This window comes from Bacillus sp. G1(2015b) (assembly GCF_001482475.1).
GTDB classification, from domain to species: domain Bacteria; phylum Bacillota; class Bacilli; order Bacillales; family Bacillaceae; genus Bacillus; species Bacillus safensis.
In genome coordinates this window covers 1-20,678 of the sequence record NZ_LKIC01000002.1, presented here as the reverse complement: position 1 = coordinate 20,678, position 20,678 = coordinate 1, and the positions used below count along the sequence as shown (strand labels likewise).

Genomic DNA, 20,678 nt, shown 5'->3' with positions numbered 1-20,678 from the left:
TCTTCCAAGGGCTGATCGATTATATGAAGCAAATCACTAAGCTTCTTTCTCAAACGAAAACGTCGCATAATCAAACAAAAAATGAAACAACCAAAGGCTTAGGGCAAAGAGAACTTCCTCAGAAGTAGATAGTAAAATGCCCCCCACCATTTCATCTGATAAATAGACAGCCCCCCAAATAAACAAGAGATGAATGGATATGGCATAGAAAACGATGGAGCGTTTTTTGGAACGGCACTTTCTAACAACCCTCATGAGCATATGCTCCACATGCTCAAAGGATATCCCAAGTATCACATAGATGCCCATAAATAAAAGCATCGATAAAATCGATTGATAAAAAGCACCCGTTAAATGAAAGAACAGTACACAAAACAACAAAAATATGTAACAGACAGCCGACGCCGCCATGAACCATTTCAGCCCTTGCCATAAAGCGTGAACAGATTGCTGCATAGTTGAACAAACACTCCCTTACATGAAGATACCTGCAAAAAGGACAGCCTTTTTGCAGGAAGTCATACGTTAATCCTCTTTTTTAGGTGCAGCGATCACAGGATGTTTTTCAGCATCAAGCAGTTTTAAGAAATCTTCGCCTTGATCTAAATGATCAAGAACAAGCTGTTTCGGTGTGACCGCAAGCCACTGATTAAGTGAGATATCTGCATAATGATCGCTCTTAAAGATTTCTAAGAAATAAAGCGGTTCGTCGCCTGTATTTTCTACATAATGCCCCATCGCAAATGGGACATATCCAACGTCTCCCGCCTGATAGTTGAAGGTTCTCGCATGTCCATCAGAAGCGAATACCGTCATTCGTGCTTTTCCAGAAATGAAATATTGCCATTCATCCGTATTTGGATGCCAATGCAGCTCGCGAATGGCACCTGGATCAACTTTCACAAGAGCGGATGCAATCGTTTTAGACGCTTTGAAATTGGTAGAGTCCGCAATCCACACTTGTCCGCCACTTGACGTAATCGGCTCCTGTTTTAACAGCTCATATTTAAAGGAATTCGGGACTTCTCCTTGCTCTGTTTTCACCTTGTCACATTCAAGGGAACCAGGAATTCCTTTTTGGAAAATATATTTTTCTTTCTCTGGCAGCTTGTCAAACTGCTCTTTTGTCATACCGAAGTTCTTAAGCACGACTTCCTCTGGCGTATGGGCAAGCCAATCGGTTACTTGGAACGTACTATTTTCTGAGAATGACCCATCATCAAACACAAGCAAGAATTCAGCTCCCGGTTCAAGTGCTTGGATAGAGTGCGGCAGGCCAGAAGGGAAGTACCACAAATCACCCTCAGTCACATCCTCTGTAAAATTGCGCCCCTCTGCATCAACCGATGTAATCCGGGCTTCCCCATAAATCATGTACGCCCATTCCGCTTCCTTATGCCAGTGCAGCTCACGAATCGCACCAGGCTTTAGCCGCATATTGACAGATGCAAGACTTTTAGAGATCGGCAGTTCGCGGACTGTTACCTCACGGGCGTAGCCGCCTTTTTCTAAACGATTGTGTGTATCAGAAAAAGAATATTTCAGGTTGGAGACTGTTCCATGATCGGTTTCTGGCGGCGTGAGCATATCTGGATTTTGTCTGTCCCGCTCGAGATTACGTGGAATTTTGACCGTTGCTCCTTTTTCTCCTCGAATCGGCTGTGGTATTCCATTTTGCTTTTCACTCATGATAAAATCCCCTTTCAACATCGTATTGTGTGAGGTGACTAAAAGGCCTTTCATTTCGCCCTCGTTTTCATAAGGTGAAACGAATCAAGCAGATGTCAATCTGATTCATCATTTTTTTGAGCAGCGACTAATCGTTGGATGAGCTTGCTTAATTCATCAAACTTTCGTTCAAAGCGTGTCAGCAAGTAAACCGTCAAAATGGTAGGGAAGCCAGCCTGACCGAGCTGCTTCAACCATTCCTCTGAAAAAAAGGTCTCCATTTGTCTCACCCCCCAGCGGATACTCGTCTTCTATATAAGTGGTATGAAAGAAGAAAAAGGAAAGCAGAGGGGGATAAAATGAACCATTAGACCCGTTTCACCAAGTTTACTTTTTTTAACTTTTGTCCACTTAATGCTAGTAGAGGGAACAAAGGGGAGGATGCACATGGATTATCGGCTGTTATTGAAAGCAAAATGGAAGGAAATCATTGATCACCCGCTCATTCAGCAGTTTTTAAGCAACCCGAAAAACGAGCAGCTGCTCCGGCAAGTCATGGAAGAGCCAAACGAGGAAAATGCCAAAAAACTAGATTCCGAGTTCAAACAGTTCTATCAGAAAATCCGCATCATCAAGTATATCTCCACAATGATACGCATCTTTTCAGTCGACTTTGACAAACGAGTAAAAAAGAAACAGCAGCGTTTTCCGCTCATACTCGACCATCCTGATACGCAAGAAGTGAAAGACCCTGTTCAAACAGATACGTATGAAGCCGTGCTCTTCAATCAGCAAGACTTAGGAGAACATCTGCAAGATCAAACATTGTACAAGGCCTACCAGCAGCTCACAGAAAAACAAAAAATGGTTCTAACCCAAATCTATGTCGAAGGTCAAACAATGAAAGAAATAGCCGATCAGTTAGGCGAAACAAGACAAAACATCTCAAACATTCACAAAAAAGCACTCAACAAACTAAAAGAAGAAACAGGGGGAGATGTCCGTGCACGAAGACAAAATGACCAATGGAGAAATGGAAGAACTCATTGAAACCTTCACACCCATGATCAAAAAGAAACTACAAAACACGGCATATCAAGAAAGAGAAGACCTCGAACAAGAACTCTATATCAAACTTATCGAAAAAGTAGACCGGCTGATTTACCAAGAAGGACCTGGATTTTGGGAGTTTATTGTGGAATATATGACGAAGTTGTAAGAGTGAAGCACAAAAAAAGACTCGCTCACACAGAGCCGAGTCTTAATTTTTTTTGCAGTTTTTCTTCACTGAAAATCCAGCCGGTATAGGAATTTTTGATTTGGTGGTCCATGTCGATATGGCAGATTGCGACAAAAGGATAATGACCTTTGCTTCGGTAGCGCAAATCAATGAACCGCACCTCGTAATGATCCTTGTATTTATCCACTTCCCACCGATAGACAGGGGAGAAGGAGAGAAAGGCTGAAATGTTTTCATCTTGTTTGGCAATTTTCATAATCTCTGTGTCAGGGACCGGCACCCGGTTAAAGGTGTCTAAAATGACAACCTCTCCATTCATACTGCGCCCAACATGGAAAGAGGATTTACATTTCACAGCAATGCGCCATTGTCTGAACTTCATTGTAGGCGAAATAATAATCTCTTCAATTTCATCGAATCGTGCACGCAGCTGACGTTTAATTTGAAGCTGCATGATGACCCTCACGATATAGTAACAGGAAATCACGGCGTACAGCGTTATGAACGTATAGCCGGGATGTCCGCCAATCGCCCAAACGACTATGGCGACAAGGTGTGTAAAAAAGATAAACGGATCAAACGTATTAATGATCCCTAGCGCTACCCACTTTTTCGAAAATGGACGAATGGCCTGCGTGCCGTATGCATTGAAAATATCGACAAACACATGAAGCACAACGGCTAATAGTGTCCATAACCAAAGGTGAAGTAAATTCGCCCCCGGTACAAATGGGAAAATCACAGCCGGAATCAGCAATGACCAGAACAGTACAGCCGGAATGGAATGTGTAAATCCTCGGTGATTTCTTATATAAACCGCATTATTTTTTAGTTTTAGCACAGTATCAATGTCTGGTGCTTGGGAGCCGGCGATGGTCGCGATCATCACGGCGTGTGCCATGTGTGGATCTGCGCTGACGGCTGGATCTAAAAGTGCAAGTCCCCCAAGAGAAATGCCCATTACTACATGAGTACCAGTGTCCAATTGATTACCTCCTAGTTGTCATGCTTAGGAACAATCATACAAAGTATACGTCTCCAATCAAGACTATGTGCAAAATCACTTTTGCTTTATCCCGATTTAATGTAACATGTTAACGTATCTACAAACAGTATACAACAAATAAGGTTCTATTCAGAACGTTAGCCCTCGGTCCAATGAGAAGGAGTATAGATATGAAAGACATTCAAGAAAAGCTGGACCGCAAAGATATTGCGGGCTTTCAGCATGATTTAATTGATTGGTATGAAAAAGAACAACGAACATTGCCATGGCGTGAAAATCAAGATCCATACCGCGTCTGGGTATCAGAAGTGATGCTTCAGCAAACGAGAGTGGATACAGTCATTCCGTATTTCAACCGGTTTATGGAGCAATTTCCGACGGTGAAGGATCTCGCTTTAGCTGATGAAGAAAAGGTCATGAAAGCATGGGAAGGTCTTGGTTACTACTCAAGAGTGCGTAATTTACAGGCAGCTGTGAAAGAAGTATATGAATCCTACGATGGCATTGTCCCTGATACGAAAGAGCAATTTTCAAAGCTCAAAGGTGTAGGCCCATATACGAGCGGCGCAGTTCTAAGTATTGCTTATAACAAGCCGTATCCTGCGGTAGACGGCAACGTCATGAGGGTCATTTCTCGTATTTTGTCCATATGGGATGATATTGCAAAACCAAAAACGAGAAACATTTTCGAATTTGCGGTCGATCAGCTCATTTCCCGGGAAAAGCCGTCAGAATTTAATCAAGGGCTGATGGAGCTTGGTGCGCTCATTTGTACCCCAACATCCCCTGCCTGCCTCATTTGCCCTGTTAACATGCATTGCTCGGCATTCGAGGAAGGCGTTCAGCATGAGCTCCCAGTGAAAAGCAAAAAGAAAAAGCCGACTGCTAAATCAATGGCAGCAGCGGTGTTATTTGATGACGCAGGTAACCTATATATTCATAAGCGGCCAAGTACAGGCCTCCTTGCGAATTTATGGGAATTCCCTAACATGGAAACCATGAAGGGAAGAAAAACGGAAAAAGAGCAGCTCATTGATTTCTTAAAAGAGGAGGCAGGTGTACAAGCAGAGCTTGGTGATTTAGAAGGCACCATTCAGCATGTGTTTACCCACCTCATCTGGAATATTTCTGTTTTCTTTGGACGAGTTACCTCTGTATCTGATGACACGATGCTGAAAAAAGTCACAACAGAAGAATTTGAGGCGTATGCTTTGCCAGTCTCACACCAAAAAATTTGGAAGCTGGCACTTGAACAGCCTAGTCGTATTTAACCGTTGTCCCGTGGGTATAATCAGCTTCATTTCTGTGCAATCCCCCGCGGTTTTCGATTTCAGAAATGATTTCTCGATACTTAGATTGCCCTTCTTCGTTCAAATAAGGTAAAATTTGTTGGAAAGCATGATGAAAGTAAGCAAGCTCAGTATCTTTCCATTGATCCTTGGACATCATGCCAAGCTGGCTTAAATCGCGTCCGACATACATGAATGTAACCTCCTAATAGGAACTTTCCTATTAGTGTGAAGCGAATGAACGAAAACTATTCAAATCAGGAGATGAACCATAATGAGTCAACGTAAATGTGCATTAATTACAGGCAGCAGTAGAGGTGTTGGGAAAGAAGTAGCCCTTCGCCTCGCTGAAAAAGGATATGACATTGTCATTAACTATGCGAGAAGCAAAAAAGCCGCACTTGAAACAGCGGAAGAAATTGAAGCGATGGGTGTCAAAACATTGGTTGTCAAAGCCAATGTAGGCCAGCCTGAGAAAATCAAAGACATGTTTCAGCAAATTGACGAAACCTTTGGCCGTTTAGATGTATTTGTGAACAATGCGGCATCAGGTGTTCAGCGTCCCATTATGGACCTTGAAGAAAATCATTGGGACTGGACGATGAATATCAATGCGAAAGCTTTGTTATTCTGCGGACAAGAAGCGGCGAAACTAATGGAGAAAAACGGGGGCGGACATATCGTCAGTATTAGCTCTCTTGGCTCTATCCGCTACCTTGAAAATTACACAGTAGTCGGCGTATCAAAAGCAGCACTAGAAGCTTTGACACGTTATCTTTCTGTTGAGCTTTCACAAAAAAATATCGTCGTCAACGCTGTATCAGGCGGCGCGATCGATACCGATGCACTTAAGCACTTCCCGAACCGTGAAGAGCTTTTAGAAGATGCGAAGAAAAACACACCTGCCGGCCGAATGGTGGAAATTAAAGACATGGTCGACAGCGTGGAATTCCTTGTATCAGGTAAAGCAGACATGATTAGAGGCCAGACGATTATTGTGGATGGCGGACGTTCTTTGCTTGTTTAAAAAAATCATGAATAGGATGTACACCTTCTGCACAAATTAATGTGCGTGGAGGTGATAATGATGGATCAACAACAAAACAAAACAAACGCACAACAAGTGAAGAAACAAAACCAAGCTGCTGCACAAGGTGGTCAATACGGCACTGAATTTGCTAGCGAGACTGACGCACAGCACGTAAAAAAATACAACCAAAAAGCTGAGCAAAACAAACAACAAAACAGCTAATCACTGAAACAAAGGAAAGCACTTCATATACGAATGAAGTGCTTTTCTTTTTGCCTCGCACCACCATCCGACAAAACCTGTAAAACCTCTACATAAACAGTCAAAGGATTTCCTCCTTCTTTCAAGAAATGGTATACAGACAAAAAGTGGATTCGATGAAAAGGGAGGAGTTAGATGTCTGATTTCGATCAGCTTGTAAAAGAACAAATGCAGCTCATGGATCAGCTGCTCGACGTGCAGGGAGAACTCGATCTATGCTTAGAAACAGAAAAACAATTGCTGCAGGATGAAAAAAAAGAAGAGTGGCACAGGCTTTGTGTTCAGATCAAACAGAAACGTGAGGAACTGCAAAAAGTGCAAACCTTATTTACAAAACAGACAGAAGAGGTCATCAATTCATATAAACAGATGGAAAAGAGTTCTAGCGTGATGTAAATCAGTGTGCCGTTCAATTGGGTTGAATGGCTTTTTCATTTCATTTTTTAATGATGTAACGGTATAATATAATAGAGACATGTTTAGTTGGGAAATTAGGTCTTTGGACTGTTAGGTTTGTTTGTTATAGAAAGTAGGGGAGAAAATATGGGCTATCCCAAGGAAGGAGAAACCATCCAAATTCAAAGCTATAAACATAATGGCTTGATCCACAGGATTTGGAATGAAACTACCATTCTGAAAGCAACGGAATTGTGTATCATTGGTGCAAACGACCGTACAATGGTGACTGAATCCGACGGCCGTACTTGGATGACGAGAGAACCGGCTATTTGCTATTTCCATGCAAAACAATGGTTTAATGTAATTGGGATGCTTAGAGATGATGGGGTATATTACTACTGCAACATCAGCTCTCCTTTTGCGACAGATGATGAGGCAATTAAGTATATTGATTACGATTTAGACGTCAAAGTCTTTCCAGACATGACGTACAATATTTTGGATGAGGACGAATATGCAGATCATAAGAGGCAGATGAATTATCCAAAAGAAATCGATAGTATCTTAAGAGAGCATCTAAATACATTACTGCATTGGATTCATCAGCGGAAAGGTCCGTTTGCTCCTGAATTTGTGGATATGTGGTATGAACGTTTTTTACATTATACAAAATAAGCAAGAGCATCAAAAAACCTGTTTGGCTTTTTAGGCTAACAGGTTTTTGACTGCGTACGGATAAGAGGCACTGATAGATTGGGAAGGAGATTTACATGGGGGTCATTAAACGCTACATGGCTTTTGTAACACCGTATAAAAAACAGATTGCATTAACAATGGTCATCGGAATGATTAAATTCTCGATTCCGTTAACATTGCCTCTGCTTTTAAAGTATGTCATTGATGATGTCATTCAAGGCTCGGGGTCGCCTGAAGAAAAGACATCAACTCTACTGATCATAATGGGAATCATGCTCGTATTATTTTTAGTGATGAGGCCGCCTGTTGAATACTATAGACAATACTACGCACAGTGGACAGGCAGTAAGGTATTGTTTGATATTCGGGAGAAGCTGTTCTCGCATATTCAAAAGCTAAGTCTTCGTTATTATGCCAACACGAGAACAGGAGAAATTATTTCAAGAGTGATCAACGATGTGGAGCAAACAAAGGAATTTGTCATCACAGGTCTTATGAACATTTGGCTGGATATGATGACTGTACTGATCGTTATCGCCATTATGTGTACACTGGATCTGAAGCTCACCATTGTGTCTGTCATTATTTTTCCGCTATATGCGTTTGCAGTAAAGTATTTTTACGGACGGCTTCGTAAGCTGACAAAAGAGCGGTCACAGGCGCTGGCTGAAGTGCAAGGGCACCTGCATGAGCGGGTACAAGGAATGCCGGTCATTCGCAGCTTTGCGATTGAAGAATATGAACAAGAGAATTTTCATGATGAAAACAAAAATTTCTTAAACAAAGCAATCAACCATACGAATTGGAACGCCAAAACATTTGCTGTCGTCAATACCATCACCGACATTGCGCCGCTGTTAATCATTGCATTTGCGGGTTACACCGTGATTAACGGGTCGCTTTCAATTGGGACGATGATCGCCTTTGTCGGCTATATTGACCGGATGTATAATCCGATTCGCCGTCTCATTAACTCATCCACGACGTTAACCCAGTCCGTTGCGTCAATGGATCGGATCTTTGAGTTTATTGATGAGCCATATGAGGTCACAGACCGGCCGAATGCAAAAGAAGCCAATCATTTAAAAGGAGAGGTCGAGTTTAAACATGTGTCGTTTCGTTATGAACACACGCAGGAAGAGATTCTGCACAACATCTCCTTGAAAGTAGAAAAAGGACAAACGGTTGCGCTTGTAGGAATGAGCGGTGGAGGGAAGTCGACACTCGTCAGCTTAATTCCAAGGTTTTATGATGTCACAAACGGGTCACTTGAAATTGACGGCATTGATATAAAAGAGTACAAAGCAAGAAGTCTTCGAAATCAAGTCGGAATGGTGCTGCAGGATACATTCCTATTCAGTGACACGATTAAAGAAAATATTGCGGTTGGTGACCCTGAAGCACCTTTTGAAAAAATCGTGTCGGCTGCAAAAGCGGCAAATGCACATGATTTTATTATGTCTCTTCCTGAAGGATATGACACGAAAGTAGGAGAACGGGGCGTAAAGCTGTCAGGCGGACAAAAACAGCGGATTTCCATTGCAAGGGTATTTCTAAAAAATCCACCGCTGTTGATTTTAGACGAAGCGACGTCTGCACTTGATTTAGAAAGTGAGCATTACATTCAAGAAGCGATGCAAAAGCTGGCGAAGGACCGCACAACCTTTATTGTCGCACACCGCTTATCAACCATTACACATGCTGACCAAATTGTGGTCATGGAACAAGGCGAAATTGTGGAAAAAGGAACACACGAAGAATTAATGAACCGAGACAGCCACTATCGTCATTTATTTACCATTCAAACATTAAATTAGTAGAAGCCTATCCGATTCTAGCGGATAGGCTTTTTTATGCTTGTCAAAAACATGACATATTTCCCAGCTTGTCTCAATACAATTTTAAAAAGTATGACGGGGTGGTGAATATGTGAAAGAACAAGACGTGCTGCTAGATGTCAAACAGCTGTCCATTGCGTTTCAGCAGAAAAAGCAAAAAGTGCCCATCGTCCATCACATATCGTTCTCAATTCAAAAAGGAGAAACGTTAGGGATTGTGGGCGAATCTGGCTGCGGGAAAAGTATCACAAGCATGTCATTAATGGGATTGAATCAGCAAACCGATACAACGGGCGAGGTTCATTTCGAAGGGCAAAATCTGCTGTCACTTTCAGAGAAAGAGTGGCGAGAGATAAGAGGAAATGACATTTCGATGATTTTCCAAGAGCCCATGACTTCTCTGAACCCATTAATGACCATCGGCAAACAAATGACGGAAGCCCTTTTCACACATCAAGCAATCGGTCAAAAAGAAGCAAAAGCGAAGGCGGTTGATCTGCTTCAAACAGTTGGGTTGAAGCAAGCAGAATCGTTACTTAAAAAATATCCACACGAATTATCAGGCGGCATGCGCCAGCGTGTCATGATTGCGATGGCAATGCTTTGTCACCCAAAGCTCATGATCGCTGATGAACCGACAACTGCACTTGATGTCACCATCCAAGCGCAAATCCTTCGTCTGCTCAAAAAGCTGAACGAAGAGATGGACACTGCTATTTTATTTATTACTCACGATCTAGGCGTGGTGCGGCAAATATGCCAGCGAGTCTTGATTATGTATGCCGGTCGAATTGTAGAAGAAGGAACCGTTGACCGTATTTTTCAAAAACCTCTGCATCCCTACACGAAAGGTCTTTTCGCCTCAGTCCCATCGTTTAAAGAGAAAAAAGAAAAACTTATCTCTATTGCAGGTCATGTGCCTAAGCCAGGGGCCATCCGGTCCGGCTGTCAATTTGCACCACGCTGCCGATATCAAATGGCGCAATGTCTTGAAAAAGATCCAGCCTTACAATCCATTGAACAGAATCATCGCGTGGCATGTTTTCTAATGGGAGGAGGAGAAGACACTGAGTCACCCACTGTTGCAAGTGAATCAGCTGACAAAACGGTATGACACAGCCGCTTTTTTTTCTAAATATAAACAATCGACTTTGGCTTTAAATCAAGTGTCCTTTCACGTGAAGGAAGGAGAAACGCTTGGCATTGTTGGTGAATCAGGCTGCGGGAAATCAACACTCGGCAAAAGCCTAATGAGATTGACTGAACCGACGTCAGGCTCTATTCAATTAAAAGGGCAGGAGATCACGCTTCTGAAAGAACGAGACATGCGTTCCTTAAGAAAAGATATTCAAATGATCTTTCAAGATCCTTATGCTTCTTTAAATCCGAGAATGAAAATCAAAGATATTTTAGAGGAACCGCTGATTGTTCATCATCATGGGACGAAAGCAGAAAGACGGAAACGGGTTAAAGAGATGCTGCACATTGTTGGATTTGATCCTTCCTACGGGGAACGTTATGCGCACCAATTCAGCGGCGGACAAAGGCAGCGTATTGGCATTGCTAGAGCGCTTATTACGCACCCGAGTCTAGTTATTGCCGATGAACCAGTTTCGGCTTTAGATGTATCCGTTCAAGCGCAAATTTTGAATTTGATGCTTGAATTGCAAAAGACGCTTTCTCTGACGTATATATTTATTTCTCACGACCTTGGGGTTGTCAGATATATGAGCGACCGGATCGCCGTCATGTATGCTGGGCGCATTGTCGAGATGGGGCCTGCCGAAGAGGTGTTTCACAGCCCGCTTCATCCCTATACGTCGCTGCTTCTGAAATCCATTCCACATATGGATCACGTACTAGAGGCGCAAGATGTGGCAGCAGAAGAGATCACAATGACGGAACGCGGCGGCTGTCCTTTCTACAAAAGGTGTCCAAAAAGATGGGAGAAATGCCTGAAAGCAGTTCCTGCTTTGTATGAGAAGGAATCGGGACATGCGGCTGCATGTTATTTATATCAAAAGGAGGAACACAATGAAGAAGACATGGTTATTCAGTAGTTTCATTTTTGTGCTGGCACTGGCGCTCTTTTTAGGAGGATGCTCATCATCACCGACATCGGAAGAAAAAGCAACAAAAGACACCCTCGTATTTGGCAGGGGAGGAGACTCCACTTCACTAGATCCAATCACAACGACAGAAGGCGAAACCTTCAAGGTCACAGAGAATATATTTGAAAAGCTTTTGAATTACGGTGAGAAAGACACGACCATCCATCCTGGCCTCGCAACAGATTGGGATGTTGCAAAGGACGGAAAATCATACACGTTCTACTTAAGAGAAGGTGTGAAATTTCACGATGGCACAGACTTTAACGCAGAAGCAGTGAAATTCAACTTTGACCGCTGGATGAATGGAGACGCAGAAAAGTTCCCTTACTATGGCATGTTTGGCGGCTATAAAAAAGATAAAGGGCATGTCATTAAAGACATCATCGTCAAAGGCGAGCATGAAATTGAATTTCAGCTAAAGCGCCCGCAGGCGACATTCCTTAAAAACATCGCTATGTCACCATTTGGCATTGCCAGTCCAACGGCCGTTGAAAAAAGCGGTGATTCATTTAGAGAAAATCCGGTAGGGACAGGACCATTCAAGTTTAAAGAGTGGAAGCAAAACGACCGTATTGTGTTAGAAAAGAACGAGAATTATTGGCAGAAGGGTAAACCGAAACTGAATCAAATCATCTTCCGCTCCATCCCAGAAAACTCTGCTCGTTTAAATGCCTTGAAAACAGACGAGATCGACTTAATGGATGGCGTGAATCCCTCAGATCTAGATGGCATTAAAACCGACAAAGCACTCCAGCTCATTGAAAGACCATCGATGAACGTAGGCTATATCGGACTGACCGTCACAAGAAAGCCGCTCGATAACAAGCTGGTTCGTCAGGCACTCAATTATGCGGTCGATAAAGAATCGATTATTGAGTCATTTTATGGCGGACTTGCTGAGCCCGCAAAAAATCCATTGCCGCCAGCTTTAGAAGGCTACAATGATGACATTGAGCCATATCCGTATGATCCAGAAAAAGCGAAAGAACTATTAAAAGAAGCGGGCTTCCCTGATGGCTTTCGCATCAAACTTTGGGCGATGCCTGTACCACGTCCATACATGCCAGATGGGATGAAGGTAGCAGAAGTCATTCAGTCAAATTTTGAAAAAGTCGGTGTCAAAGCAGAAATTGTGACATATGACTGGGCGACCTATTTAGATAAAGCAAGTAAAGGGGAAGCGGATGTGTTCTTATTAGGCTGGACAGGGGACAATGGCGATCCTGATAATTTTATTTACACACTGCTGGACAAAGACAGCATTGGCGGTAACAACTATACATTCTTCGAAAACGATAAAATGCATGACATCCTCATTGAAGCGCAAACAGACACAGATCAAAAGAAACGAAATGAGCTGTATAAAAAAGCACAGGAAATCATTCATGACGAAGCACCTTGGATTCCATTGGTGCATTCAATTCCAATGCTTGCCGCATCTAATGATTTAAAAGGCTACCAGCCGCATCCAACTGGCTCAGAAGCTTTAACTGACGTGTATTTCGAATAAGCAAATAAGGGAGATCTTGTATCTCCCTTATACAAACAAAGAAAAAGGCGGTGAAAGCTGTTTGTTTGCTTATTGTATGAAGCGGGCAGGAATGCTCATCCCAGTACTGATCGGAATGACATTGGTCGTGTTTTCAATTATTCGTTTTATACCTGGAAATCCAGCGCAGGTCATCTTAGGACAGCGGGCAACGAAAGAGGCAGTAGAACAATTAACGATCCAGCTCGGTTTAGATCAGCCATGGTATGTTCAATACGGTCATTATATGCTTGGCCTTTTAAAAGGGGATTTAGGGACTTCTATTCGAACAGGAGCGGCTATTGCCCAGGAAATGAAGCCTTACTTATTTGCGACGTTAGAATTGACCTTTTTTGCCATGGTGCTGGCGATTGTCGTGGGAGTGAATGCCGGAATCATTAGTGCTTGGTTTAAGCATTCTTTCTTTGATTATGCCGCAATGTTTATTGCACTCATCGGAGTGTCCATGCCAATTTTCTGGTTAGGCTTAATGGGGCAGTGGCTGTTCTCGATCGAATTAGGTGTTTTGCCGACAACGGGTCGAGAAAACGTAAGGAATCCAGTCGAATCGATTACGTATATTCATACACTGGACACGCTTTTGCATGGCCGGTTTGATCAATTCGTTGACAGCATCAAGCATTTGATCTTACCAAGTACAGCACTCGCCACAATCCCTGCAGCGATTATTGCGAGAATTACAAGGGCAAGTATGCTGGAAGTGCTTCATTCAGACTTTATTCGAACAGCAAAAGCAAAAGGAGTACGTTCATTGTTCATCATTTATCAGCATGGTCTGAAAAATGCGCTCATTCCGATCTTGACGATTATTGGTCTTCAGACAGGCCTCTTGCTTGGTGGAGCGATTTTAACAGAAACCATTTTTGCTTGGCCGGGGATTGGCCGGTATATATATGACGCCATCAGTTATCGTGATTACCCAGTCATTCAAACAGGCATTCTCGTCGTTGCGCTTATATTTGTCCTAATCAATTTCATTGTGGACATCTTGTATGCGGTTATTGATCCAAGGATTAAATATTAGGGAGGGAGAGTGACAATATGGAAGCACAAAAAGAGCTTGACCCACCTCAGCCAAAAGATGAACGCCCTCAATCATTGATTCTTGAATCAATGAAACAGTTCTTTCAGCATAAGCTGGCGGTCATTGGCAGTGTGATTGTCTTTTTATTTCTCATCCTAGCGATCTTTGCACCGCTCATTGCTCCTTATGGAATCAATGAACAATCACTTGGTGAGCGATTTAGTGCCCCCTCAGCTGCACACTGGTTTGGTACAGATGATTTCGGTAGAGATATCTTTTCAAGAGTTGTGCATGGAGCACGGATATCCTTATGGGTCGGCTTCTTCTCGGTTCTCGGGTCTGTCATTTTAGGCACACTGCTTGGATTGATAGCTGGCTATGGCGGAAGAGTGCTAGATGCTGTGATCTCGAGATTGTTTGATATTTTACTTGCTTTTCCTAGCATTCTCTTAGCGATTGCTATTGTCTCCATCCTAGGCCCCTCCTTACAAAATGCCCTTATTGCCATTGCGATTATTAATGTCCCAACCTTTGGACGGCTCGTTCGTTCAAAAGTGCTGAGTATTAAACAAGAAGAATACGTGCTGGCAGCAAAGGCGGTAGGAATGTCACACCGCCGCATCGTGCTGCGCCACATTCTGCCAAATAGTATGGTGCCGGTCATCGTACAGGCGACGCTAGCGATCGGAACCGCAATTATTGAGGCAGCGGCTTTAGGCTTTTTAGGATTGGGTGCACAGGCGCCAAGTCCAGAATGGGGAAAAATGCTCGCCGACGCGAGACCTTATCTCGTTCAAGCCCCTTGGACATTATTCTTCCCAGGGATAGCGATCATGCTGACTGTTCTCGGATTTAACCTGATGGGGGATGGATTAAGAGATACACTAGATCCTAAAATGAAGAAAATAAAATAAGACCGATTCTCAGAATCGGTCTCAGCGCACTGACAAACCCTCGCATTCGGTGTCAGTCCTGCGTGCCGGTGCTCACGAATACTCAATTCGCTCCGCTCCGGTACTCGTTCTTCCTAGACTGCAAAGGTTTTCAGGTCACTCTGAAAAGAAGACAAAGAGCTTAAATCAGAATCATTTTAGCTCTTTGTCAACAATTTAAGACCGATTCTAGGAATCGGTCTTTTCTGTTTATGCTTCTTTTTCTTCTGTCTCAATTTCACTATCTTTTGGGTGATACGTCTGGAAGCTTGTAATCAATGTATCTAAATGTTCTAATTCATCACGGTATTCGATGATGCTGGACATGACATTCAGCATGTTGTAATCGAGCAGGTCGTTTTCTTGGTTTTGCTGATGCTGAATAAATGATTTCGTTAACGTTTCAAGGCGAAGAGAGCATTCATTTTGAAATTCATCGTCCTGCGGCTTCATTTTTCCGACGAATTTCATCAAGGTGCGCTCATGCCAATACAGTAAATAATCAATTTCATCCGTTAAGCTTTCCCTGAAATGCTCTGGCATCAAATGAATCTCATTTTCTAATTTATGAAGCTTTTTCAGCAAATATAGAGCACGATTTGATGCCATAATGGCCTGCCTGAATAAAACAAGCTTTCTTGATTTGACATAGGTGGTTTTCTTTAAATAGCTTCGTTCTTCTTTGTATAACAAGTAAATGTGATCTAATTTGATCATGCGTTCTTTTATTTGATCGATGTCATCCTTTAAAGTGGAATGATCAGTAGACTGTCTGGAGGTCAGACGGATCCATTTTAAAATCTCCTCCGTATTTTCCATAATGTGATGAACAAGCTTTGTTTCATACTTTGGCGGCAGGAAGATTAAATTCACTAGAAATGAAGAAAGAACTCCTAACACCACAGTAGCTGTTCGGATTAAGGCAAAGGAAAGGAAATGATCCCCTGCACTTTCTAAAATCGCGATGACGGTTACAAGTGCAATCGGAATCGTGTGTTCAATCTTCAGCTTTAAATTAATGGCGATGACCATGACGGCGGTTAAACCGATAATGACTGGTCCTGTGCCAAAAAGCAGACCGAACGTAATGGCAAGCGCTGCTCCAATAATATTGGCTTGCACTTGATCAACAATGGTTAAAAAAGATCGATAAATAGATGGCTGGATAGCAAATACAGCTGCAATTCCCGCGAAGACGGGCGTTGGCAACCCAAGCCATGTTGCCAGGTAAAGCGCGAGTACAATGGCAATACCAGTTTTTAAAATACGGGCTCCAAGTTTCATTGGTTTTGTCCCTGCATTCCTTTCTTTTCGATAATAGATGATCACTCGTCATTTATCATTCATATTTTGATGAAACAACTAAGTAATATACAGCGGTCTTCCGAAATATTCAAGTGATTTTTGAAAGTTCATGAAAACATCAAAAGAAGGTATTGAGAAGAAATGTAACAGATTCGCACGCTTTTGACAAACAAGAGCTGGTCAATAAAAAAACAGGCGCATGTTTTTACGCCTGTTTTGGACTTCATTATGATTGTTTCAGCTGTGCAAACGCATGATCTACAGCTTGCAGCGTCTCGGAAATATCTTTTTCAGTATGTGCAATTGTTAAGAACCAAGCTTCATATTTAGAAGGAGCGAGGTTAATGCCTTGCGCGAGCATTAATTTGAAGAAGCGGGCAAACATTTCGCCATCCGTATTTTCAGCCTGCTCGTAGTTCACAATCGTTTCTGTTGTGAAATAAATTGTGAGAGCGCCTTTTAAGCGATTCACTGTAATATCTACTTGATGCTTTTTGGCATGGGCTAAAATGCCTTCTTCTAACATAGCGCCAAGCTGATCAAGACGTTCGTAAACGCCGTCTTCTTTTAACACTTCCAAGCAGGCAATACCTGAAAGAATGGATGCAGGATTTCCTGCCATTGTGCCAGCTTGATAGGCTGGTCCAAGCGGAGCAACTTGTTCCATAATTTCTTTTCTACCGCCGTAAGCACCGATAGGAAGTCCGCCGCCAATAATTTTTCCTAATGCAGTAAGGTCAGGTTTTACTTGAAGCAAGTCCTGTGCACCGCCATACATAAAGCGGAAAGCGGTAATGACTTCATCATAAATCACCAGTGCGCCTTTTTCATGTGTGAGGTCATTGACCTGCTGCAGGAAACCGTCCTTAGGTTCCACGATGCCGAAGTTCCCGACAATTGGCTCGACAAGGACAGCAGCTACTTCATCGCCCCAGCGATCTAATGCTTCTTTATAGCTGTCAATATCATTAAATGGAACGGTAATGACTTCATTGGCGATACTCTTTGGTACACCCGCAGAATCAGGTGTTCCTAAAGTGGAAGGACCAGAGCCAGCTGCCACTAGCACAAGATCAGAGTGGCCATGATAGCATCCGGCAAACTTAATGATTTTTGTTCTGCCTGTATATGCGCGAGCCACTCGAATCGTTGTCATCACCGCTTCTGTACCTGAATTGACAAAACGAACTTTGTCCAAAGCAGGCATGGCTTCCTTCAGCATTTTAGCAAAAGTGACTTCATGCTTCGTTGGTGTTCCGTAAAGGACACCTGTTTCAGCCGCTTTCGTGATGGCTTTTGTAATATGCGGGTGGGCGTGTCCTGTAATAATTGGACCGTATGCTGCTAGATAGTCGATATAGCGGTTTCCGTCAACATCCCAAAAATAAGCGCCTTCTCCTCTTTCCATCGCAACGGGTGAACCGCCGCCTACTGCCTTATATGAACGAGACGGGCTGTTGACACCTCCAACAATGTGCTCCAGCGCCTCTTGATGTAATTTTTCTGATTCTGTGAATTTCATAAATAGCCTCCTATCTCAACGTATCACGTCGTCTATCATTATTTTAACATGCCGATGCAAGCGTCCTTAGTTGAATATCCTCTCAAAATTGGATAGGCTAATTAAAAAATAGGTTGGAGGGATTGTGTCATGACAATCGAAGTAGGGCAGCAAGTACCTGACATTGAATTAACCGGTGACAATGGGGAGAAAGTAAAGCTTTCTGATTTTAAAGGAAAACATATTGTTCTTTATTTCTATCCAAAAGATATGACACCAGGCTGTACAACAGAAGCATGTGATTTCCGCGACCGCCATCAAAGCTTTGCAGAACTAGATGCTGTCATTATCGGCGTAAGCCCAGACAGTCAGGACAAGCACCAAAAGTTTAAAGAAAAACATGATTTGCCGTTCCTGCTTCTTGTAGACGATGAACAAAAATTGTCTGAAGCCTTTGGCGTATGGAAGCTGAAAAAGAACTTTGGCAAAGAATATATGGGAATCGAGCGTTCAACGTTTCTTATTAATAAAGAAGGCACGCTTGTGAAAGAATGGCGAAAAGTAAAGGTAAAAGACCACGTAGAGGAAGCGCTTGAGGAATTGAAAGCTCACGCTTAATATCCTAACAGGATGAGATCGGCAGTCATGCCGGTCTTTTTTGTAAAGAAGAATAGGTAAAAAAGAGGATTGTAATTGACAAAGTTTCGGCTCTGGGGGTACACTATTTATAAAGATTACAATATAAGAATATTTTTGAAGAGAGGTGCATGATGAAATGGCTGCTCACGAACTAAAAGACGCTTTAGATGCTCTAAAAGAAACCGGTGTTCGAATTACTCCGCAGCGCCATGCCATCTTGGAGTTTCTCGTAAATTCTATGACTCACCCAACCGCAGACGATATATATAAAGCACTTGAAGGAAAATTTCCAAATATGAGTGTCGCAACGGTTTACAACAATTTACGAGTCTTCCGGGAATCTGGATTAGTAAAGGAATTAACGTATGGTGATTCCTCAAGCCGATTTGATTTTGCGACATCTGACCACTACCATGCGATTTGTGAAAACTGCGGAAAAATCGTGGACTTTCACTATCCTGGCCTTGATGAAGTTGAACAGCTTGCATCCCATGTGACGGGCTTTACAGTTAGTCATCATCGCTTGGAGATCTATGGAACTTGTCAAGAATGTGCGAAAAAAGAAAATCATTAATGAAAAAAGCTGACCGGTTAAATGGTCAGCTTATTTTTATGACTTTTTTCGATTGTAGGATTCATCAAACTCTTTACCTTCTAATGTTGGATCAAGTGTAAGCGGCTCCCTGCAATGCATGCACATGTCCACACGCCCAAGCACTTTTGTTTCCTTCTCACAGCCTGGACAAACGACACGTACTGCCTTCGTAGAAAGCATACCAATCCAAAAGTAAACGGCTGTACTTAATCCAATCGATAAGACGCCGAGCAGCATAAAGAAAGTAGACAGCCAGATCGATTCCTTGAAGAACACACCGATATACATGATCAGAAAGCCAACAAAAACCAAACTAAGTGCAAATGTTCTGATTTTATTAATCTTACTGGAGTATTTCGCCATCCCTAGTCCCCCTTATCTCCAATATAGCACATTTTACCTTTCCGTTTGAATTAGTTATAGAGTTTTGTGAATAAATTGCTTATAATGATTCAATGATCTTTTTTCATGTATTGAAGGAATTTTGATTCTATGAGGAGAAATACATAGCATTAGAGAAGAACTTTACACCCGAGTATTGGAGGAATCACTATGGAAAATCTTCTCCGTCCTATTTATCAAGAGAGAGCAAGCCATCCAGATACATTAGCTGTGATTATAGTAGAAAGAAGACATAAAGTATCTTCTGAGACGGATAACTTTGATGCAGCACTTTTAGTCATCGTAAAAGAAGCGGAAGAGCCGGTATTTATCAAACACTATGAATCCGATCACCAAACAGCTTCTTTAAACGTTGTCACAGATGATCAACTGAAGGAATGGATTACCCTCGGTACTAACCGCCGAATCATCGATTGGATTTTGAATGGCAAAGTCCTGTTTGATCGAAATGAATATATCTTCAACTTAATTGATGAATTAAGTACTTTCCCGTTTTCAAACCGCAAGCTCAAAATCGGTTTAGAATATGGCAAGCTCATTCGCAGATATATAGAAGGAAAAGCATTTTTTGAGTCAAATCAATTCCTTGATGCATATAATTCCATTGTGCATGCCCTGCATCACTTAGCACGTATTGAAGTAATTGATAAAGGCTTCCACCCAGAAGTGACCGTTTGGAACCAAGTGCGTCATATGGAGCCGGAAGTATACAAACTTTATTCAGAACTGATTGAAAGCCATGAAAGTCTGCATAAGCGTTTGGAACTTTTATTTTTAGCAAATGATTTTTTGATCCATTCAAAAGCAGAAATTGGTGCCGCTCATTTACGTCATGTCATGGAACAGAAGGATATATGGCTTTTTGGTGAGCTTCTTGCACACCCTGATCTAAAGTATTTCACGCCTGACCTTAGCGTGATGATTGATTTCTTTGTGGAAAAAGGAATTGTTCAAGTGGATCCGATTGAGACAAAAGGACAAAAAATCTATCATCGAGGATATTTTGTGAAAAAAGATATTGACGCATGAATATTATGATGGTATATTATTAAACGTCGCTAACGAGCAACTGAGTTGCTTTGAAAGAAAAGCTGACAAAAAGAAATTCTAAAAAACACTTGACGCACACGGCGCTCAAATGTTATATTAAGAAAGTCGCCTCTGAGCGATAACGAACATGATCTTTGAAAACT

Annotated in this window: 23 protein-coding genes and 1 pseudogene; 16 read left to right on the top strand and 8 right to left on the bottom strand. The window is 42.3% G+C overall.

All coding sequences use genetic code 11. The annotated features are described in order from the left end of the window. Positions 1 to 36: 36 nt before the first annotated feature. The 3 genes from AMR95_RS02085 to AMR95_RS18700 form a co-directional block, all read right to left on the bottom strand. The gene (locus AMR95_RS02085) at positions 37 to 456 is read right to left on the bottom strand and encodes a regulatory YrvL family protein (protein ID WP_058837443.1); all 420 of its coding nucleotides are present in this window, start codon (positions 454 to 456) and stop codon (positions 37 to 39) included. A gap of 69 nt (positions 457 to 525) precedes the next feature. Then, positions 526 to 1,689, bottom strand: coding sequence for an oxalate decarboxylase family bicupin (locus AMR95_RS02080; protein WP_058837442.1), 1,164 nt, complete (start codon positions 1,687 to 1,689; stop codon positions 526 to 528). A 95-nt stretch (positions 1,690 to 1,784) separates the two neighbouring features. Then, positions 1,785 to 1,949: a YvrJ family protein gene (locus tag AMR95_RS18700; protein WP_077233742.1), complete on the bottom strand. Its 165-nt coding sequence runs from the start codon at positions 1,947 to 1,949 to the stop codon at positions 1,785 to 1,787. Positions 1,950 to 2,115: 166 nt separating this feature from the next. Here AMR95_RS18700 and AMR95_RS02075 point away from each other — a divergent pair, with 166 nt between their 5' ends. Then, on the top strand, positions 2,116 to 2,718 hold the full coding sequence (locus tag AMR95_RS02075; RefSeq protein WP_039177282.1) for a sigma-70 family RNA polymerase sigma factor: 603 nt from the start codon (positions 2,116 to 2,118) through the stop codon (positions 2,716 to 2,718). Continuing rightward, on the top strand, positions 2,666 to 2,887 hold the full coding sequence (gene rsoA / locus AMR95_RS02070; protein ID WP_039177285.1) for a sigma-O factor regulator RsoA: 222 nt from the start codon (positions 2,666 to 2,668) through the stop codon (positions 2,885 to 2,887). Before AMR95_RS02075 ends, rsoA begins: the two co-directional genes overlap by 53 nt. 25 nt (positions 2,888 to 2,912) lie before the next feature. Here the strand turns inward: rsoA and AMR95_RS02065 are convergent, their stop codons facing one another. Continuing rightward, the gene (locus AMR95_RS02065) at positions 2,913 to 3,893 is read right to left on the bottom strand and encodes a metal-dependent hydrolase (protein ID WP_058837441.1); all 981 of its coding nucleotides are present in this window, start codon (positions 3,891 to 3,893) and stop codon (positions 2,913 to 2,915) included. 191 nt (positions 3,894 to 4,084) lie between these two features. On the opposite strand from AMR95_RS02065, the gene mutY reads away from it, so the two are divergent. Next, on the top strand, positions 4,085 to 5,185 hold the full coding sequence (gene mutY, locus AMR95_RS02060) for an A/G-specific adenine glycosylase (RefSeq protein ID WP_048240064.1): 1,101 nt from the start codon (positions 4,085 to 4,087) through the stop codon (positions 5,183 to 5,185). On the opposite strand, the gene AMR95_RS02055 is transcribed toward mutY, so the two are convergent. Beyond that, entirely contained in the window at positions 5,172 to 5,396 is a 225-nt protein-coding gene (locus AMR95_RS02055) for a hypothetical protein (RefSeq protein WP_044139672.1), read from the bottom strand. The two genes, mutY and AMR95_RS02055, sit on opposite strands and share 14 nt — an antisense overlap. Positions 5,397 to 5,477: 81 nt before the next feature. Between AMR95_RS02055 and fabL the strand changes: the two genes are divergently transcribed. The 10 genes and pseudogenes from fabL (at position 5,478) to AMR95_RS02005 (ending at position 15,025) form a co-directional block, all read left to right on the top strand. Further along, on the top strand, positions 5,478 to 6,230 hold the full coding sequence (gene fabL, locus AMR95_RS02050; RefSeq protein ID WP_024425211.1) for an enoyl-[acyl-carrier-protein] reductase FabL: 753 nt from the start codon (positions 5,478 to 5,480) through the stop codon (positions 6,228 to 6,230). 75 nt (positions 6,231 to 6,305) lie between these two features. Continuing rightward, positions 6,306 to 6,455, top strand: a pseudogene (locus tag AMR95_RS02045) (gamma-type small acid-soluble spore protein); the annotation flags it as partial. Positions 6,456 to 6,629: 174 nt separating this feature from the next. After that, positions 6,630 to 6,890 (top strand): YgaB family protein, encoded by a 261-nt coding sequence (locus AMR95_RS02040; RefSeq protein ID WP_047204195.1) that lies wholly within the window; start codon positions 6,630 to 6,632, stop codon positions 6,888 to 6,890. A gap of 147 nt (positions 6,891 to 7,037) precedes the next feature. Then, complete coding sequence (ntdP, locus tag AMR95_RS02035; protein ID WP_024425209.1) at positions 7,038 to 7,568, top strand: nucleoside tri-diphosphate phosphatase; 531 nt, start codon at positions 7,038 to 7,040, stop codon at positions 7,566 to 7,568. Positions 7,569 to 7,663: 95 nt separating this feature from the next. After that, positions 7,664 to 9,406, top strand: coding sequence for an ABC transporter ATP-binding protein (locus tag AMR95_RS02030; RefSeq protein ID WP_041087357.1), 1,743 nt, complete (start codon positions 7,664 to 7,666; stop codon positions 9,404 to 9,406). 112 nt (positions 9,407 to 9,518) lie between these two features. Further along, complete coding sequence (locus tag AMR95_RS02025; protein ID WP_058837440.1) at positions 9,519 to 10,541, top strand: ABC transporter ATP-binding protein; 1,023 nt, start codon at positions 9,519 to 9,521, stop codon at positions 10,539 to 10,541. After that, positions 10,510 to 11,487 (top strand): ABC transporter ATP-binding protein, encoded by a 978-nt coding sequence (locus AMR95_RS02020; RefSeq protein WP_082672191.1) that lies wholly within the window; start codon positions 10,510 to 10,512, stop codon positions 11,485 to 11,487. The genes AMR95_RS02025 and AMR95_RS02020 overlap by 32 nt, the downstream gene beginning before the upstream one ends. Then, complete coding sequence (locus AMR95_RS02015; protein WP_058837438.1) at positions 11,462 to 13,048, top strand: ABC transporter substrate-binding protein; 1,587 nt, start codon at positions 11,462 to 11,464, stop codon at positions 13,046 to 13,048. Before AMR95_RS02020 ends, AMR95_RS02015 begins: the two co-directional genes overlap by 26 nt. 61 nt (positions 13,049 to 13,109) lie before the next feature. After that, positions 13,110 to 14,111 (top strand): ABC transporter permease, encoded by a 1,002-nt coding sequence (locus AMR95_RS02010; protein ID WP_058837498.1) that lies wholly within the window; start codon positions 13,110 to 13,112, stop codon positions 14,109 to 14,111. Positions 14,112 to 14,128: 17 nt separating this feature from the next. After that, positions 14,129 to 15,025 carry an ABC transporter permease gene (locus tag AMR95_RS02005; RefSeq protein WP_048240058.1) on the top strand — a complete coding sequence of 299 codons (897 nt, stop codon included), beginning with the start codon at positions 14,129 to 14,131 and terminating at the stop codon, positions 15,023 to 15,025. Positions 15,026 to 15,253: 228 nt separating this feature from the next. On the opposite strand, the gene AMR95_RS02000 is transcribed toward AMR95_RS02005, so the two are convergent. Both AMR95_RS02000 and AMR95_RS01995 read right to left on the bottom strand, forming a co-directional pair. Continuing rightward, the gene (locus AMR95_RS02000; RefSeq protein ID WP_039177329.1) at positions 15,254 to 16,327 is read right to left on the bottom strand and encodes an FUSC family protein; all 1,074 of its coding nucleotides are present in this window, start codon (positions 16,325 to 16,327) and stop codon (positions 15,254 to 15,256) included. Positions 16,328 to 16,574: 247 nt separating this feature from the next. Next, entirely contained in the window at positions 16,575 to 17,870 is a 1,296-nt protein-coding gene (locus AMR95_RS01995; protein ID WP_058837437.1) for a glutamate-1-semialdehyde 2,1-aminomutase, read from the bottom strand. A 129-nt stretch (positions 17,871 to 17,999) separates the two neighbouring features. Here AMR95_RS01995 and bcp point away from each other — a divergent pair, with 129 nt between their 5' ends. Then, complete coding sequence (gene bcp, locus AMR95_RS01990) at positions 18,000 to 18,467, top strand: thioredoxin-dependent thiol peroxidase (RefSeq protein ID WP_024425791.1); 468 nt, start codon at positions 18,000 to 18,002, stop codon at positions 18,465 to 18,467. A 157-nt stretch (positions 18,468 to 18,624) separates the two neighbouring features. Continuing rightward, positions 18,625 to 19,062: a peroxide-responsive transcriptional repressor PerR gene (perR, locus tag AMR95_RS01985; RefSeq protein ID WP_003217782.1), complete on the top strand. Its 438-nt coding sequence runs from the start codon at positions 18,625 to 18,627 to the stop codon at positions 19,060 to 19,062. A 36-nt stretch (positions 19,063 to 19,098) separates the two neighbouring features. Here the strand turns inward: perR and AMR95_RS01980 are convergent, their stop codons facing one another. Then, on the bottom strand, positions 19,099 to 19,446 hold the full coding sequence (locus AMR95_RS01980; protein WP_047203845.1) for a YgzB family protein: 348 nt from the start codon (positions 19,444 to 19,446) through the stop codon (positions 19,099 to 19,101). Positions 19,447 to 19,635: 189 nt separating this feature from the next. On the opposite strand from AMR95_RS01980, the gene AMR95_RS01975 reads away from it, so the two are divergent. Next, the gene (locus AMR95_RS01975; protein ID WP_047203844.1) at positions 19,636 to 20,514 is read left to right on the top strand and encodes a nucleotidyltransferase-like protein; all 879 of its coding nucleotides are present in this window, start codon (positions 19,636 to 19,638) and stop codon (positions 20,512 to 20,514) included. Positions 20,515 to 20,678 lie beyond the last annotated feature (164 nt).